Annotated in this window: 8 protein-coding genes and 1 pseudogene; 2 read left to right on the forward strand and 7 right to left on the reverse strand. The window is 35.6% G+C overall.

Going from position 1 to position 15,862, the window contains the following annotated elements; translation table 11 throughout:
• Entirely contained in the window at window positions 1–5,745 is a 5,745-nt protein-coding gene (locus EDD58_RS03195) for a non-ribosomal peptide synthetase (protein WP_131923377.1), read from the reverse strand.
• Window positions 5,746–5,983: 238 nt separating this feature from the next.
• Window positions 5,984–7,003, reverse strand: coding sequence for a serine hydrolase domain-containing protein (locus tag EDD58_RS03200; RefSeq protein ID WP_131923378.1), 1,020 nt, complete (start codon window positions 7,001–7,003; stop codon window positions 5,984–5,986).
• A 400-nt stretch (window positions 7,004–7,403) separates the two neighbouring features.
• On the opposite strand from EDD58_RS03200, the gene EDD58_RS03205 reads away from it, so the two are divergent.
• On the forward strand, window positions 7,404–8,558 hold the full coding sequence (locus tag EDD58_RS03205) for an iron-containing alcohol dehydrogenase (RefSeq protein ID WP_131923379.1): 1,155 nt from the start codon (window positions 7,404–7,406) through the stop codon (window positions 8,556–8,558).
• A gap of 448 nt (window positions 8,559–9,006) precedes the next feature.
• On the forward strand, window positions 9,007–9,210 hold the full coding sequence (locus EDD58_RS03210) for a toprim domain-containing protein (RefSeq protein ID WP_131923380.1): 204 nt from the start codon (window positions 9,007–9,009) through the stop codon (window positions 9,208–9,210).
• Between the two features lie 219 nt (window positions 9,211–9,429).
• On the opposite strand, the gene EDD58_RS03215 is transcribed toward EDD58_RS03210, so the two are convergent.
• From EDD58_RS03215 to sufB, 5 genes and pseudogenes are all read right to left on the reverse strand, one after another.
• The gene (locus EDD58_RS03215) at window positions 9,430–11,679 is read right to left on the reverse strand and encodes a S8 family peptidase (RefSeq protein WP_207903237.1); all 2,250 of its coding nucleotides are present in this window, start codon (window positions 11,677–11,679) and stop codon (window positions 9,430–9,432) included.
• Between the two features lie 32 nt (window positions 11,680–11,711).
• The gene (locus tag EDD58_RS03220) at window positions 11,712–12,845 is read right to left on the reverse strand and encodes an AAA family ATPase (RefSeq protein ID WP_131923382.1); all 1,134 of its coding nucleotides are present in this window, start codon (window positions 12,843–12,845) and stop codon (window positions 11,712–11,714) included.
• 494 nt (window positions 12,846–13,339) lie between these two features.
• Window positions 13,340–13,618 (reverse strand): annotated as a pseudogene (locus EDD58_RS03225) (SufD family Fe-S cluster assembly protein); the annotation flags it as partial.
• A gap of 115 nt (window positions 13,619–13,733) precedes the next feature.
• Complete coding sequence (locus tag EDD58_RS03230) at window positions 13,734–14,207, reverse strand: hypothetical protein (RefSeq protein WP_207903238.1); 474 nt, start codon at window positions 14,205–14,207, stop codon at window positions 13,734–13,736.
• A 216-nt stretch (window positions 14,208–14,423) separates the two neighbouring features.
• Entirely contained in the window at window positions 14,424–15,848 is a 1,425-nt protein-coding gene (sufB, locus tag EDD58_RS03235; protein WP_131923383.1) for a Fe-S cluster assembly protein SufB, read from the reverse strand.
• Between the last annotated feature and the right edge of the window lie 14 nt (window positions 15,849–15,862).

Here is a 15,862-nt window from a genome sequence, read left to right on the forward strand (position 1 = left end):
TTAATCCCTCTTTCTTTGCCTTCTCTGTTTCAGCCTTCTTTTCGATTCCTCCATCACCTGATTTCGGTCTGACACCGCCTTTGTCAATTCAGTTTTATCCTCCTTCACTTTTAATTGTTGAGTGAGAGAATAAATCGTGGGGTGTTTAAACAACTCCACTACGGGCAGATCGATGTTTAACTCTTCTTTTAACCGCTCATTGACTTGAATAATGTTAAGCGAATTACCTCCGAGCTCGAAAAAACGATCATGAATCCCCACTCGCCCCATCCCAAGTACATGTTTCCATATTTCCGCAATGTTCTTTTCTAAAGGAGTTGTTGGAGCAGAATACTCAGATCCTGGCAACAGATAGTGCTCTTCGTTTCTCGTTTGCAAAGCTTTGATGTCCATTTTGCCGCTAGCGGTTAAGGGCATACTTTCTAGCTTCACAAAATACGAGGGGATCATATATTCGGGTAAATGGTTCTCCAAAAATGCTCTTAATTCAGTTACGGTCAAATCTTTCTCTGATACTATATATGCACATAAGTAATTTTCATTAGACTCACTCTGTTTTGCAACAACAGTAGCATCCATCACATTTCCGTGGCTCAAAATAATATTTTTTATTTCATCCAGCTCGACCCGGACTCCTTTAATCTTTACCTGGTAGTCAAGTCTTCCAATATATTCAATGCTTCCGTCGGGAAGCCATCGGGCAAGATCACCTGTTTTATACATTCGTTCACCTTCAAGGAAAGTTACTGGAACAAACTGTTCATTGGTTAAATTCGGTTTGTTCAGATACCCTCTCCCTACTCCTGCACCCGAGACGCACAACTCTCCTGTTACCCCAACAGGTACAGGACGAAGATGTTGATCCAGGATATAAACTTTATAGTTATTTAAGGGCTTTCCTATAGGAATCGTACTTTTTTCATTTCCATCACAAATATGATAGGTAGTATAAATGGTTGTTTCGGTTGGTCCATATAAATTTACGATTTTTTCGATATTGGCAACTCTTTGTAATTCATTGTACAAGTTCTTTGTGAAAACTTCTCCTGCCAAGAGGACGTACCGAAGTTGATGACTTTTATCCAAATGATTCAACAGAACTCTCATATGAGTCGGTACAGTACCCAAAACACCGATCTGGTTTTGTACGATGAAATTCCAAAGTTTTTTCGGCTCTTTAACCAAATCTCCCCCAGGAATGAACAATTTACCACCAGATAAGATCGGAAGCAACATATGTTGCACAGATACATCAAATGTGAATTTAGCAAGTAACAAATGACGATCTTCTTGATCAAAATCCAATGTCTCGATCAATCCCACCATCTGATTCACAATATTGCGATGTTCGATCATAACCCCTTTCGGTGTTCCTGTTGTACCTGAAGTATAGATGACATATGCCAAATCGTCAGGTTGATTAAGGTTTTTAAGCTCCAGATCATCTTCATTGTAAATGGTTTCGTCATCCAAACTGATGACTTCCTGTTCAAAAATATATCTTTCCTTTAAATGTTGCTGTGCTAATATTAACGAACATTGACTGTCTTCCAACATATATTCTACCCTGCTTATTGGAAAGTTGGGATCGATCGGAAAATATGCACCTCCCGCTTTTAATACACCAAGAACTCCGATAATCATTTCCAAGGAAGGCTCTGTAACAATTCCAACCAAATCGCCTCTTCCAACATTCTTTTTTCTCAAAAACCTAGCCAGTTGATTGGATTTCGCATCTAATTCAGAGTAAGTTAACTTATTATCCTCAAATTCGATTGCAATTTCGAAAGGGGTCTCCTTTACCTTTTGCATGAATAGCTCTTGAAGGGTCAAATGAGAAGGATAATCCGTCTGGGTACGGTTAAAGTTAACTAACATGGTTTGCTCTTCTCGCTCGGATAAAATACGAATCGCTTGTAATGGTAGATCCGAATCTCGTACCACTTCTGAAAGCAAGCGAAGAAAATGATCAGCCATTCTCTTTATTGTTTCCTCAGCAAATAATTGGGTGGAGTATTTGAATGTTAAATCAATAGTTTTCTCCTTTACAAATGCATCGATAGCGATATCGAATTGTGTCACATTACTTTCCAATGGGAATCTATGAAAAGACAACTCATCTGTATTTACCCATGTGTTCTCCTCACTCTCCAAGGAGAACATGATATCAAACAGTGGATTTCTTCCTGTGTTCCGTTGAATCCCCAACTGATCCACTAATACTTCAAACGGGTACTCATCATAGTCAAGTGCTTTCAATGTATTTTCTTTTACTTCATCCAAAAACTCGCAAAAAGTTTTATCATTGCAAGGAAAGTTTCTCATTACAACCGTATTAGCAAACATGCCGATCATCTGCTCAAGTCCGGGGCGGGTTCTTCCCACGGTTGGTGAACCAATCAGTATATCCTCTTGCCCAGTATATTTGGACATGAGTACATTGAGTGCGGCAAGCAACACTGTGTACAAGGTTGTCCTATTCTCCACAGCTATTGCTTCCAAGCGAGACTTTAAATCTTGGTCTACTGTAACCGATAGACAGTTCCCCTCAAATTGTTGAACGGATCGACGTGGATAATCTGTATTGATATTAAGTACTGGAATATCATCTTTAAATCTATCAAGCCAATAAGATTCCTTCTTCTTAAAGTCATCCGTCTCGAACCATTTTGTCTGCCATACCGCATAATCCCTGTACTGTAACGATGGGTTGGGTAGAGTTGTCCCTGAATATAAGTCCGAGAACTCTTTCATGATAATATCGATCGAAGTACCATCAAAGATAATATGATGGAAGTCAGTGAATAGCAGATGCCGATCTGCCCCATATTTGATAACCTTGATCCTAAACAATGGGGAACTTTCTAAGTCGAATGGCTTTATAAAGCTATTCAAGGTCTTCATTAATTCATCTTCTTTAGCCTCTATGAAGTCGACAGTATATTCTATATTTTGATGAACACGTTGCACCAATTGGTCGTCTACGAATGCAAATGATGTCCGCAATGATTCATGACGATCAACAAGCTGTTTAAAAGTTTCAATCAATTTCTGTTGATCCAGACTTCCTTCTATCATTGTTGCTGAAGGCAAATTGTAGGCTACAGAGTTGCGATCAAATTGCCACAAAATAAATAGTCTTTTCTGTTGAGATGAAACAGGATAGTATTTCTGATCTTCTGAAGGGAAAATCAGCGAAGTTTCATGTTTTTGCTTCTCCATTACATAAAGAGCTAGCTCTTTAATCGTTGGATTTCTAAATACATCACTCAACAGCAAATCGACTTGTAATTCCAGATTCATTTTCAATACGATGGCAGCAACTTTTAAGGAGTGTCCACCTAACTCAAAAAAGTTATCATAGACTCCTATTTTCTTAAATCCTAGAACTTCTTCCCAAATCTCTGCTATCTGTTGTTCTATTTGATTTTCGGGTGCAATGTAGTCAGAGCTTGTTGATGTTTCCAAGTCAGGTACCGGCAAAGCTTTCCGATCAATTTTTCCATTGTGACTTAGTGGCATTTTCTCTAGCTGTGTAAAATAAGCAGGGATCATAAAGTCAGGCAGGATTTTTGAAAGGAAACCCCTCAATTGCGAATTTTTTAATTTCACATGTGATACAAAGTAGGCACTTAAGATCATAGAGCCATCAGAGTCATTCATAGCTATAACTACTGCTTCTTCTATATCATCATGTTTTAGAAGTAGAGTTTCTATTTCTTCTAACTCCACCCGATAACCTCTGATCTTTGTTTGGTGATCCTTTCGACCGATAAATTCAATATTACCGTCAGGCATCCACTTGGCCAGATCCCCAGTTTTATAAACCTTTTTCCCTGGAAGCTCACATTCCACAAATTTTGCTTCAGTTAAATCTGGTGCATTAAAATAACCATGAGACAAACCTACTCCACCAATACACAACTCACCAGCAACGCCAATAGGCACTGGATTCATGTCTTTATCAACAATATAAATTTGAGTATTATTAAGCGGCTTTCCAATCGGGACTGTCTTTAACTGCTTCATTTCTTGAGGATGTATCCTGTAAAAAGAAACGAGATCTGTACACTCGGTTGGCCCATAGGTATTCACAATTTCACTTCTAAAATTAGGTGATTCAACCCATGGTTTCAATTTTTTTAGATTCATTGATTCTCCACCAACGATCACTTGTTTAAGTGTCATTAACTTTCGGAAATCAGTATTTTTATTGTAATCCACTAAAGGATAAAATCCGCTAGGTGTACAGTTGATTAAATGAATTTCATTAAGCTCAATAGCATCTGACATTTCATTATAATCGTATCGTCCAGCCGTATATAAATATAATCGTCCTCCCTTAATTAAAGGGGCAAATACATTTTTGTGGGCTGTATCAAAACTAATTGGGGCAATGAGCATTACATGGTCGGTCTCTTTAATATTAAATTCAGTCGTATACCAATTTAGTAGATTTACAAATGAATGCCTTTTCACCATAACCCCTTTGGGTTCTCCTGTAGTTCCTGATGTATAAAGAATATACATTAAACCTTCTGGGTCATACTTTAAACCTAGATTCACTGTTTCGCCTGATATTCCCTCATTCAATATCGTATCAATATCCATAATCTCAATTCCTGGATAAGAAAAATCACTATGTAAATGACTACATTTCAAAAGGACTTTTGCTTTTGAACTACGCAAAAGATATTTAATGCGATCCTCTGGATAATTGGGATCAATAGGTAGATACGCTCCTCCAGATTTTAAAACCCCCAAAAATCCGATTGGCATTTCAAGCGATCTTTCAACCATAACACCTACTACACTATTTTCTTTGATTCCATGATCGACTAATGTTTTGGCAATATGATTTGCTTTAGCGTTCAATTCCTTATAGGTTAATTGTTGATCTTGATATACTACAGCTATATGATCGGGGACTCTTTCTACTTGTGATTCAAACAATTCTACAACTGATTTTTCCTGGGGATAATCTGAAGCGGTCTGATTAAACTCAAATAGAATGCGGTTTCGATCTTCTGATAAAATATCGATTTCGGAAAGAAGTATACGAGGATTACTTATAACTGAACTATAGAAATGGGTTAACTGTTCTGTAATCTTTTCGACTAAGTTCCCCATCGCATCTGCTTTGTATGAGATACAGCATTCAATTTGTTCACCACTCAAGCGAAATCTAAAAATTGTATCTGCATATCGATGATGATCACTGTTATTCTCTTGAATATTCTCTAATAAGACAATCGTTCTAGGTTTCAGTTCATCACTAGATGAATCGAGACCTAGAAGCTTTGCCAGCTGATCTTGGGACACTCGCTGATGTTTATTTGCTTCTGAAATCTTTTGTTTCACTTCAAGCAAAAATTCTTTAAAAGACATTTTTTCACGAAATTTATTTCGTATGATTAAGTTATGATCTTGAAAAGCTACACCTGACTTTGATTTAATTGCTGGTACACCAATGGCAACATCTTTTTGGCCTGTATATATCGATAACAAATACTGAATTCCACTCAATAAAATGATGAGTACCCCATGTTCAGATCGATTACTCATACTAATGATCTTACTGGATATTTCCTCAGGAAATATGTAACGGAAATCTTGATTTATTCTTTCGGAGTATGTCGGATTGCAAGTAACAAAACTACTCATATTGATCTCAGATGACAACTGGTCTAACCAATACTTTTCTTCATCTGTTAATTGACCAAGACCATAATTAGATTTACTCATAAAAGCCTCCTTAATAGCGATTGTTGGCTACTAAATCTAATTAATATTCTACCATTTTTAGTATACTTTGTATAAACAAAATGTTGTAAATGGTAAATAATTTGTCTGCACATCTTTTCTCTTTGAATAGCATGATAAAGTAGTTATGTTATATTCACTCTCAGGATAAATAAGATGAGTATTTCTCTTGTTGAGAGATACTCATCCCAGCCTTCCATATTCAGATCATATAGCTCACTCAAAGTAGTCCATTAATTTCTCTTCCGATCATTCCTGGTTTACTATCGTTATTTGCCACTATATGTGACTGTATTCTAGATTTAATAAATACCGATGATTGTAATCCTACTCCAGGATCACTTCCACTTATAAAGCATTTAAATACTTCATTATTACGTTTCAAAATCCAAACACCATATCCATAGTAAAAATCACCATCATTATGGATGTGTGGGGTAAGTAGTTGATCTGTATACTCTTTGTTCAATAGTTTCGTATTTAGTAAAGCGTTCCAAAACTTTGCTAGATCATGAACGGTTGTAAAAGCCCCACCATCGGGTCCCCCCACAACCGGAACGGAATAGATATTCGTTCGCCAACTACTACCATCTTCACTATCAATATAACCTAGCGCTGTTCGTTCAGGTAATTGATCCATACGAAAATATCCAGAGTCATTCATGTCACAAACGCGGAAGATATTTTCTTCCACATACTTCGGAAAGGATTTTCCCGTCATTTTCTCTACAATCAATCCAAGTAAAATAAATCCTGAATTACTGTAAGAAAATTCACTTCCAGGTTTAAATTTCATACGATCACTTTGAAACATGGGTAAAAAATCTTTAGGACAACGGATTGAGTACATAGGTACTTCTTTCCATAATTCTTCAAAATCGTCCATGACTTCTTCGTCAAAATAATCTGGGATCCCTGAAGTATGGGTTAATAAATGATGAATCGTAATGTTGGGGTCGAAGTTTTGAAAAGAGATATCTAGGCAATCTTTAATATATGTATCAAAGGTTAAAAGTCCTTTTTCAACCAGTTGACAAATAGCTACTGAGGTAAAAATCTTACAGCCAGATGCCATACCAAATCTTGTATGGGGTGTATTGGGGATTTGTTCACTTCGATTTGCATAACCATAGCCCTGTTCAAAAATCGTATGTTCATCATTTTGAACCAGAATGGCACCCGAAAACGGGAAGTTTTCACAATGTTCCTTAACAATTTTCTCTATTTGTATCGCTTCCATCTATCCGAAACTTCCTTTCTTCACATATATTGCCAGAGAAAAAACGATTCTTAATAAAGAGCCCATTGAGATTTATCCTCTACGTTAAAGAAGATTCTTTTATTTTACCATATTTAAAAAAGGGCGAAAAGGGCGTTATTTAATGAATAAAATGACTATATCACCTTATACGATTAAAATAATGCATTCCATTTTAAATGGGACCTTCGCTAAAAAAAGAATTCAGAATGCAATTTTTGAATATCCCAATTCGGTGAACAGTCACAGTTATTTTAATAAGGGAACATATGTGTCACTCGTAATATTAAGCTGTATAATAAGGTTATATTGACACCATACTACTAACAAAATATGGCGTTAAGACTAATAATATAAACTCCACAGAAAGAAGGACCTACATATGTATGACTTTTTTATGCCTAATGTAAACTTTTTCGGTCGTGGTGCTGTAAAAGTGACTGGTGAACGCTGTAAAATTCTTGGAGGTAAAAAAGCTCTAATCGTAACAGATGGTTTCTTACGTTCCTTACCTGGAGGTCCCGTAGAAAAAGTAACAGAATCATTAGATGAAGCTGGGATCTCCTACGCATTTTATGATGAAGTAGAGCCAAATCCAAAAGACACGAATGTTCGTGATGGACTTAAAGTATTTCAAGATGAAAATTGTGATTTAATTGTCACTGTTGGTGGCGGAAGTTCCCATGACTGTGGAAAAGGAATTGGAATTGCTGCGACTCATGAAGGGGATCTTTATGAAAATTATGCAGGAATTGAAACATTATCAAATCCACTTCCTCCAATTGTATGTGTGAACACAACTGCTGGTACTGCAAGTGAAGTAACGCGTCACTGTGTGATTACAAATACAGAAAAGAAAGTCAAGTTCGTTATCGTAAGCTGGAGAAACACACCACTCGTATCTATTAATGACCCTGAATTAATGGTTGGTAAACCTGCTGGCTTAACAGCAGCTACAGGAATGGATGCTTTAACACACGCGATAGAATCATATGTTTCTTTAGGAGCAAACCCAGTAACAGATTCAATGGCGATCCAAGCGATTAAATTAATTTCTACCAACTTACGTCAAGCAGTCGCTTATGGTAAAAATATCGAAGCACGTGAAAACATGGCTCATGCTTCACTATTAGCTGGTATGGCGTTTAACAACGCTGGTTTGGGTTATGTTCATGCGATGGCACACCAATTAGGTGGTTTATATGATATTCCACACGGTGTTGCAAACGCTGTCTTGCTTCCGCACGTTGAAGAATTCAATATTATCTCAAACCCTAAGAAGTTTGCCGATATTGCAGAATTCATGGGTGAAAATATTGAAGGCTTATCCGTTCGTGAAGCGGCAGATAAAGCAATTGCAGCGATCCGTAAATTATCCGAAGATGTTAACATTCCATCTAGCCTACGTGATCTAGGTGTTAAAGAAGAAGACTTCGAAAAAATGGCAAAACTCTCTCTTGAAGATGGTAATGCTATAAGCAACCCAATTCAAGGTAAAGAACAAGATATTATTAATATTTTCAAAGCAGCATACTAAGAAATTGTTGCATACGATAATATTTAATAAGGGGACTGTCTAAAATATCCCTTAAAACGAAACAAGCGAAGAAAATGATTATTCTCTTCGCTTGTTTTTATATGTTGAGTGATTTTCCTCGAGTTCACATAACTGCAATGTCAACATCCGATGAGTAATCGCTGGAAATAAAAACACTATAGCCCTTGCCACAAACATAGATGTAACAATTAATATTTCAATTTCTAGCTGTTTTCTACCCAGGGTAATTCTAGGTCTTCAATTCTTTTGTGTAACACAAGAGTCTTTGTGTCTCCAGGCGATAAATTCCTTGATCAAGGCATTAGTAAAACCTTCCCATTTTTACTGTTAAGATTCTATCTATGCCTTTTGGCAACCTTTTAACTTGCGGAGTTGGGCATTTGGTAGAACTTGTTCAACCGAAAGAATGCAACCCTGAAAGGGAGAAATGGTCGATAAATCTCCTTCCGATGTTACCAAAAAATTTAAATTTACTGTTTCTCCTTCAAAGAGAAAGCAGTTTAACGTGGTGAAGAAATTATTGAATGAAGCAACCGAAATTATTGTTATAACTGATCCAAATCGTGAGGGAGAAAATATTGCAAGAAGTATTATACGTATAGAAAGAGCTAGCTCTATGCTTTTCCATTAAAATGTTCATCACCATAAATTTCAATATACTCAACTTTACTATTTGTTTTCTTAAAGTTTTCGCATAATCTCTTGTCTGACTCAGTTTCTCTGCTAAAATTACTATATTCAGTATTATTTCCTCCTGAACATTTTCAAAGTTTTATTTCAAAATTAAAAAACGCGCTTAAAATTGAGACACGCTTTTTAATCAACATATAATAATCATAACAGTGCACCATCACTGACGATAACGTATGTGTTGCTTAATTTCTAAATCGTTAGTAATATAACCTTTTTCTCTTAAACCATTCAACACTTCAGAATAAATATCACTTCCTTCTACATCTTTAATTGTTACAATTAAAACAAACTCAAGTTCTTCGATAATCTCCCCACTCCTAGATGTCATGTCAATACGCAACTTCCATCCATCTTTTACATCGAGACCATTAGTAATTCTTCTAAAGTAAGATTTCACTGGACTCCATTTAAATCCATTCTCAACCCTTTCTTTCTCAAATTTATCATGCCAAGATCTCTCTAATGGGACTTGTCCTTTAAACTTAGGACTTTCGCCATCACTGAGTTCGTATGTTCCAAAACTGACATCGATGTTACTTCTACAATATTCAGTTCCATAATTTCTATTTAACTTCGGTGAATAAACAAGTGACATACAAATTTCGCCAAAATACTTTCCATTTCTAATTAAAGAAGTTGGGTATGGGAAATCAAATAATTCTAAATATGTGCCTTCGATAAGTCTTTGTTTAAAAACTAAGGTAATTTCATTCTCGCTAGATTGAAGAATGTCGTTAGCATTTTCTGAAGGCATACCAAATCCATAATAATTTATATTATTTTGACTTACATCTAACAATTCACGTGAATTCATTCTAGCTGAATGAATGGTCAGTGCTTTAGCAAGTAACAAATCTTTCTCTATCATTTCATCGTATACAGAAGCAAACTTTTGAACTACTCTAGGATTGGAATAACTTGTTCCCACTCCTTCCACGATATTACCTTGAGAATCTAGCCCCACGACTCCTAACCCTGATATATTATGGTTATTATCTATGTTCCCTCCAAAATCAACTACGTCTGGCTTCACAATATAATTAGCACCAGGTCCTCTCCTACTAAATGGTGATGGCTCATGTTTTTTCACTAATGAATTTTTAGACTCCTTTAGTGCTAGAGAACCTACAGTTATTGCTCTTACTGAGTCTGCAGGTGCAACTATTCTATCACTAACATCAATATTACTTTTTGGGGGCCAACTTCTTAATGGTGGTTCATTCAAGTTTCCACTTGAAACAAAAAACTGTACCTTGTATTCATCTTGAATATAATCTAAAAATATTCCTAAATCTGACATGCTTCCTTGGCAAACTTGTTGTTCAATCCCTAATGATAAATTCCATATATTTACATTTCCGGAGTATTTATTCATAACGTCTTCAATTATCTCCATTAACTCCTCTTCACCAATCGAATCAGTTAATCCATATTCTTCATTTCCATTAGGTATAGCAACAATATCTACAAGTTTAAATCTCTTGTTATTTTCTGTATAAATATTATTTAACTCGTTTCCAAATATAATAGTCGAAGCAACAAATGTACCATGACTTGGATTTTGATATTCTTTAGCAACATATTCTTCCCTATGCAAAACATATGGAGCTAGAAATTCATTATCAGAACTTATTCCGCTATCTATAATACCTATAATAGTTTCTGAATTTTCTATCGAAACTTCATTCAAAATTCCATCTAGATCAGTTGGAATTTTTCGATTTGAAGGCAATGAGTACTCTTGAAAAAAATCAATTGACTTAATACCATTTATATCAGCAATTTTTAATATATCATCATAACTCTCAACTTCAACTTTAATATACTTTATATCTTCACCATACTGGATTATTTTTAAGTTTTTCGAAAAACCAAGTAAATCTATTTTATTTTTAATATAATTTATAACTTGTTCATTATCGTAATCATCATCGAAGTCAAACCACTTTATTTTAATCTTTGACTTTACAACTTCGAATTGATGTTGCTCTGAAATCCCACTTAACCCTTTAGATATTTTATCCTGTACTGTGATTGGTTTAACATCTGAAATAGCAGTCATATTTGCCCTGATTTTTTTAGAGGTTGGATTTTGTATCAAGCTCACTGTTTTTTCAATAGATGTTTTTGTTAGTTTGATATATATTTCATCCAAATCTTCAGAACCTATTATTGGGCAATTTCGACAAAGATCCACTGGTTTATGTGATTTAGCAATAGCATTCGGTTTCATTACTATTTTACCTACTGCAGGGATATTTTTGTTCTCACTAAACACATCTTCATAATATTCGAGTACATCATTAAATTTATCAATAAGTTTAGTTTGCAACTCAGATGTTACTTCTCCAAAAAACTTATTCCCACCTCCCCCTGTATTTCTTTTAATATCTGTCTGTTTCTGCATAACCAATTTTATTGGTAAATTCTTTCTACTCACTAATCATCATTCTCCTCTCCTAATAGAGTAGCTACCATAGTCTTTGAAACACCCAATATCCTTGAAATAATTGAATAACTAAAGACTTTTCCATCGCAGCTCCTTAAAAATTTAGCTTTCTTTTTCAACAAATCCCTTTCGGTATTTGCATTTTGTAAAGTTAAATTTCTAAAAATAAAATACTCATCAAATATTGACTGTTTTGTAAATCCCTTCTCAAAAATTATAGAATTTCGTATTGCTTTAATTATAATTTCTTCAATTTCAGACCCACTAAGACCTAAAAAAGCGATTGACAGCTCATTTTTGTCTCTTTTTGTAAATTGAGAACCACTTTTTATAAATAATTCAATCATTTTAAGAATAGATTCTTGATCTGGTAAATCAATTTTTAATTTATAATCAAATCTTCTCCAAACAGCTGAATCAAGAAGATTCTCGTGATTAGTTGCCGCTAATAATAAACTATCCTTACTCATAGAATCAACATTTTGTAGCAAACTATTAACAACTCGTTTCAGTTCTCCTAATTCATTTCCATCATCTCGGGCTTTAGCAATAGCATCAAATTCATCCAAAAATAAAACGCATGGTGTTTTCTGTGCAAACTCAAATAATGTCCGAATATTCTTAGCAGTTGTCCCCAAATAGGAAGATATAATACTATCTAATCTAGCTACTACAAGCGGTAAATTTAATTCCTTTGCAATTAAGTAAGCACTTTTTGTTTTACCGCAACCGGGAGGGCCATATAATAACAAAGTATTAGAAACTCCTATACCCATCTCATTCAACTTGTCTGCATTTTTATAACTCAATATAAACGATTCTAGTTTTTCAACATTATTCTTTGATAATATTACGTCTACATCGTTTAAATCTGGATAAATGACTTCTGCAAGTGTCGTTCTTGATTCAGAATCTACAGGTACACTCATTTCTTTATTGTTTCCCATTGCTGTTAAAGTTGATTTTTTTTTACCATTTAATAGTTTAGAAAATTTATTTACAGCTCTTGTTTCTCCATCTTCCTGCAATTTCTGAATAAGCTGCTTTGTATAATTCAAAACCATTGTTTGATTATATTTCAGTGCACCTTCAACTATTTTACCTATTTCAATTGAGTACCGCATAAACAAGCACCTCCACAGTCATTATATTCGAACGAAATGACAATGTAAAGAACGACAATTACTTTTATAAATAAAAACCACAATCAATTACGAACGAATGACATTTAATAAAGAACGATTTCTGGAATAACCATTTTATAAAATAAACTCTTTTTCTGCAATATGAGATAATTAAAGCCTGAGCTTATCTTTCATTTTCAACTATTCTTTTTAACATTTTTCCATAAAAAAAGCTATCTATTACAAATCGTTCAATTTAACTAACCTATCCGTTTTTAGAAATTGGCTACCAAAGTTCACACATTTATTAGATCCAAAAAATACAACCATTAAAATATTTACTTTATCGAAAATACCCTGATGATTCCTAGAATGTTTTTTATTGTAAAACAACTGCAAAGAGAGCTGTGATTTTTAAATTATCATGGTGGAAATAATTTTTCAAAAAAAATAACCCTTGCCACAAATGTTGTTGTAACAAGGGTTATTGTATATTATCCGATACTACCTTCCATCTCGAACTTAATGAGACGGTTCATTTCTACTGCATACTCCATCGGCAATTCTTTGGTAAATGGCTCGATAAAGCCCATGATGATCATCTGAGTCGCTTCATCTTCAGTAAGTCCGCGACTCATGAGATAGAATAGTTGCTCCTCACTCACTTTAGAAACGGTAGCCTCATGCTCAAGGCTAATATCATCATTTTTGATTTCATTGTATGGAATCAAAAATGATGTAGATTCATTATCTAAGATCAAAGTCTCACATTTTGGCTTTGGAACCAGAAGAGTTACGATCAAATCTAGATAGTCCACGATCAGTTGACTGATAGAATACGTGGATAGATCCACCTTTTCGAACTCTTAACTGTCTATTAGTGTCGGATTACAATTCAGCCCAAGTAACTTGAAACTCAATGATACCATCTTGGCTAGACAGGGAACCTCCAATTATGGACCAATCGTGCTTCTTATGCTCATTTATACCTTGAATAATGATATTCTTATCATCGAATGTTTGCGCGTCATCCGATAGATTTTGGGTTTTAAAATATTCCTTATACATTTTTGTTACATCTGTCATACTTGCTTTAGTTTTAAAGATGAGAAGTGCGGATTTTTTCCCATCCTCCATATTGGATTGGGATGTAGTAATTTCAGCATCCGTTGGAAGTGGAAAATCATCAGGAAGATATTCTGGCTTTTTTTCATTGCTTGATGATTCTTGAGCCTCCGAGTTGGATGTTTTGATATCAGTTGTTGTTTCTTTCTGATCAGTTGAGGCTGGTTGGCTACATGCACTTAGGAGGACAGACAACATAAGTATGAAACCTAGGTACAACCAAATGCGATTTTTCATAATGTTATTCACCAAACCTTTGTCGAAATATTTTATTATATCAATATATATATTACTATGGTTAAAAGCTAAAAACTATTGTTTTAATTAAAGAAAACCGTTTAATGGTAATAATACAAACAACACACGAGACAACAACACCACAAAAGAAGCTCAGACTCAAAAACAAAAAATAACCCTTGCCACAAACGCTGTTGTGACAAGGGTTATTGTATATTATCCGATCGAACCTTCCATTTCGAACTTAATAAGACGGTTCATTTCTACTGCATACTCCATCGGCAATTCTTTGGTAAATGGCTCGATAAAGCCCATGATGATCATCTGAGTCGCTTCATCTTCAGTAAGTCCGCGACTCATGAGATAGAATAGTTGCTCCTCACTCACTTTAGAAACGGTAGCCTCATGCTCAAGGGTAATGTCATCATTTTTAATTTCATTGTATGGAATGGTATCTGAAGTGGATTCATTATCTAAGATCAAGGTGTCACATTTGATATTGGCTTTGGAGCCTGCTGAGTTGCGACCAAAGCTTGATAGTCCACGATAAGTTACTTTCCCACCATGTTTACTGATCGACTTAGAAATAATGGTAGATGTACAATTAGGAGCGAGTGCTGTTACTTTTGCCCCAGCATCTTGGTGTTGGTCTTTACCTGCAACGGCGATCGATAGAATATCTGCTTTTGCTCCTTCTCCAGTCATGACAACAGCTGGATACTTCATCGTTAATTTACTACCAATATTTCCGTCTACCCATTCCATATGAGCGCCACGTTCAGCGACTGCACGTTTGGTTACTAGGTTGTAAATGTTAGGAGCCCAGTTTTGGATAGTGGTATAGCGACAACGAGCATTGTCCTTTACGATGATTTCTACGACCGCACTATGCAAAGAGTCTGTACTATAGATTGGAGCAGTACATCCTTCTACGTAATGGACAAAGCTACCTTCGTCAGCAATGATCAGGGTCCGTTCAAACTGTCCCATGTTTTCAGAGTTAATCCGGAAATATGCTTGTAATGGAACTTCGCATTTCACACCTTTGGGGACATAAATAAAGCTTCCGCCACTCCAAACCGCGCTGTTCAAGGCTGCAAATTTGTTATCAGCAGGAGGAATGACTGTTCCAAAGTATTCTTTAAGAAGTTCAGGATGTTCGCGAAGGGCTGTGTCGGTATCACAGAAAATAACCCCTTGATCCTCTAACTCTTTTTGCATGTTGTGGTAAACAACTTCCGACTCATACTGGGCTGAAACACCTGCTAAAAACTTCTGCTCTGCTTCTGGAATCCCTAGTTTATCGAAGGTCTGTTTGATCTCTTCAGGTACTTCTTCCCATGTTTTCCCTTGACGCTCAGATGGTTTTACATAGTATGTGATGTCATCAAAGTTCAAGTCATCCAATTTCCCGGGTAAAAGAGAAAACCATTTACTATTGAGTGAGCTAGGCATCGGCATTTTGTAAAATTGCTCTAATGATTTTAAGCGAAACTCTAACATCCAATCTGGTTCGCCCTTCATCCGTGAAATCTCTTCGACGACTTCACGACTCAACCCACGTTTCGAGCGGAAAACAGAAACGTCCTTATCATGGAACCCATATTGATACTCTGAGAGTTCAGGTATTTGCTTGGCCATGATTCATCCCCCTT

The organism is Hazenella coriacea, from assembly GCF_004341825.1.
Classification (GTDB): Bacteria; Bacillota; Bacilli; order Thermoactinomycetales; family Thermoactinomycetaceae; genus Hazenella; species Hazenella coriacea.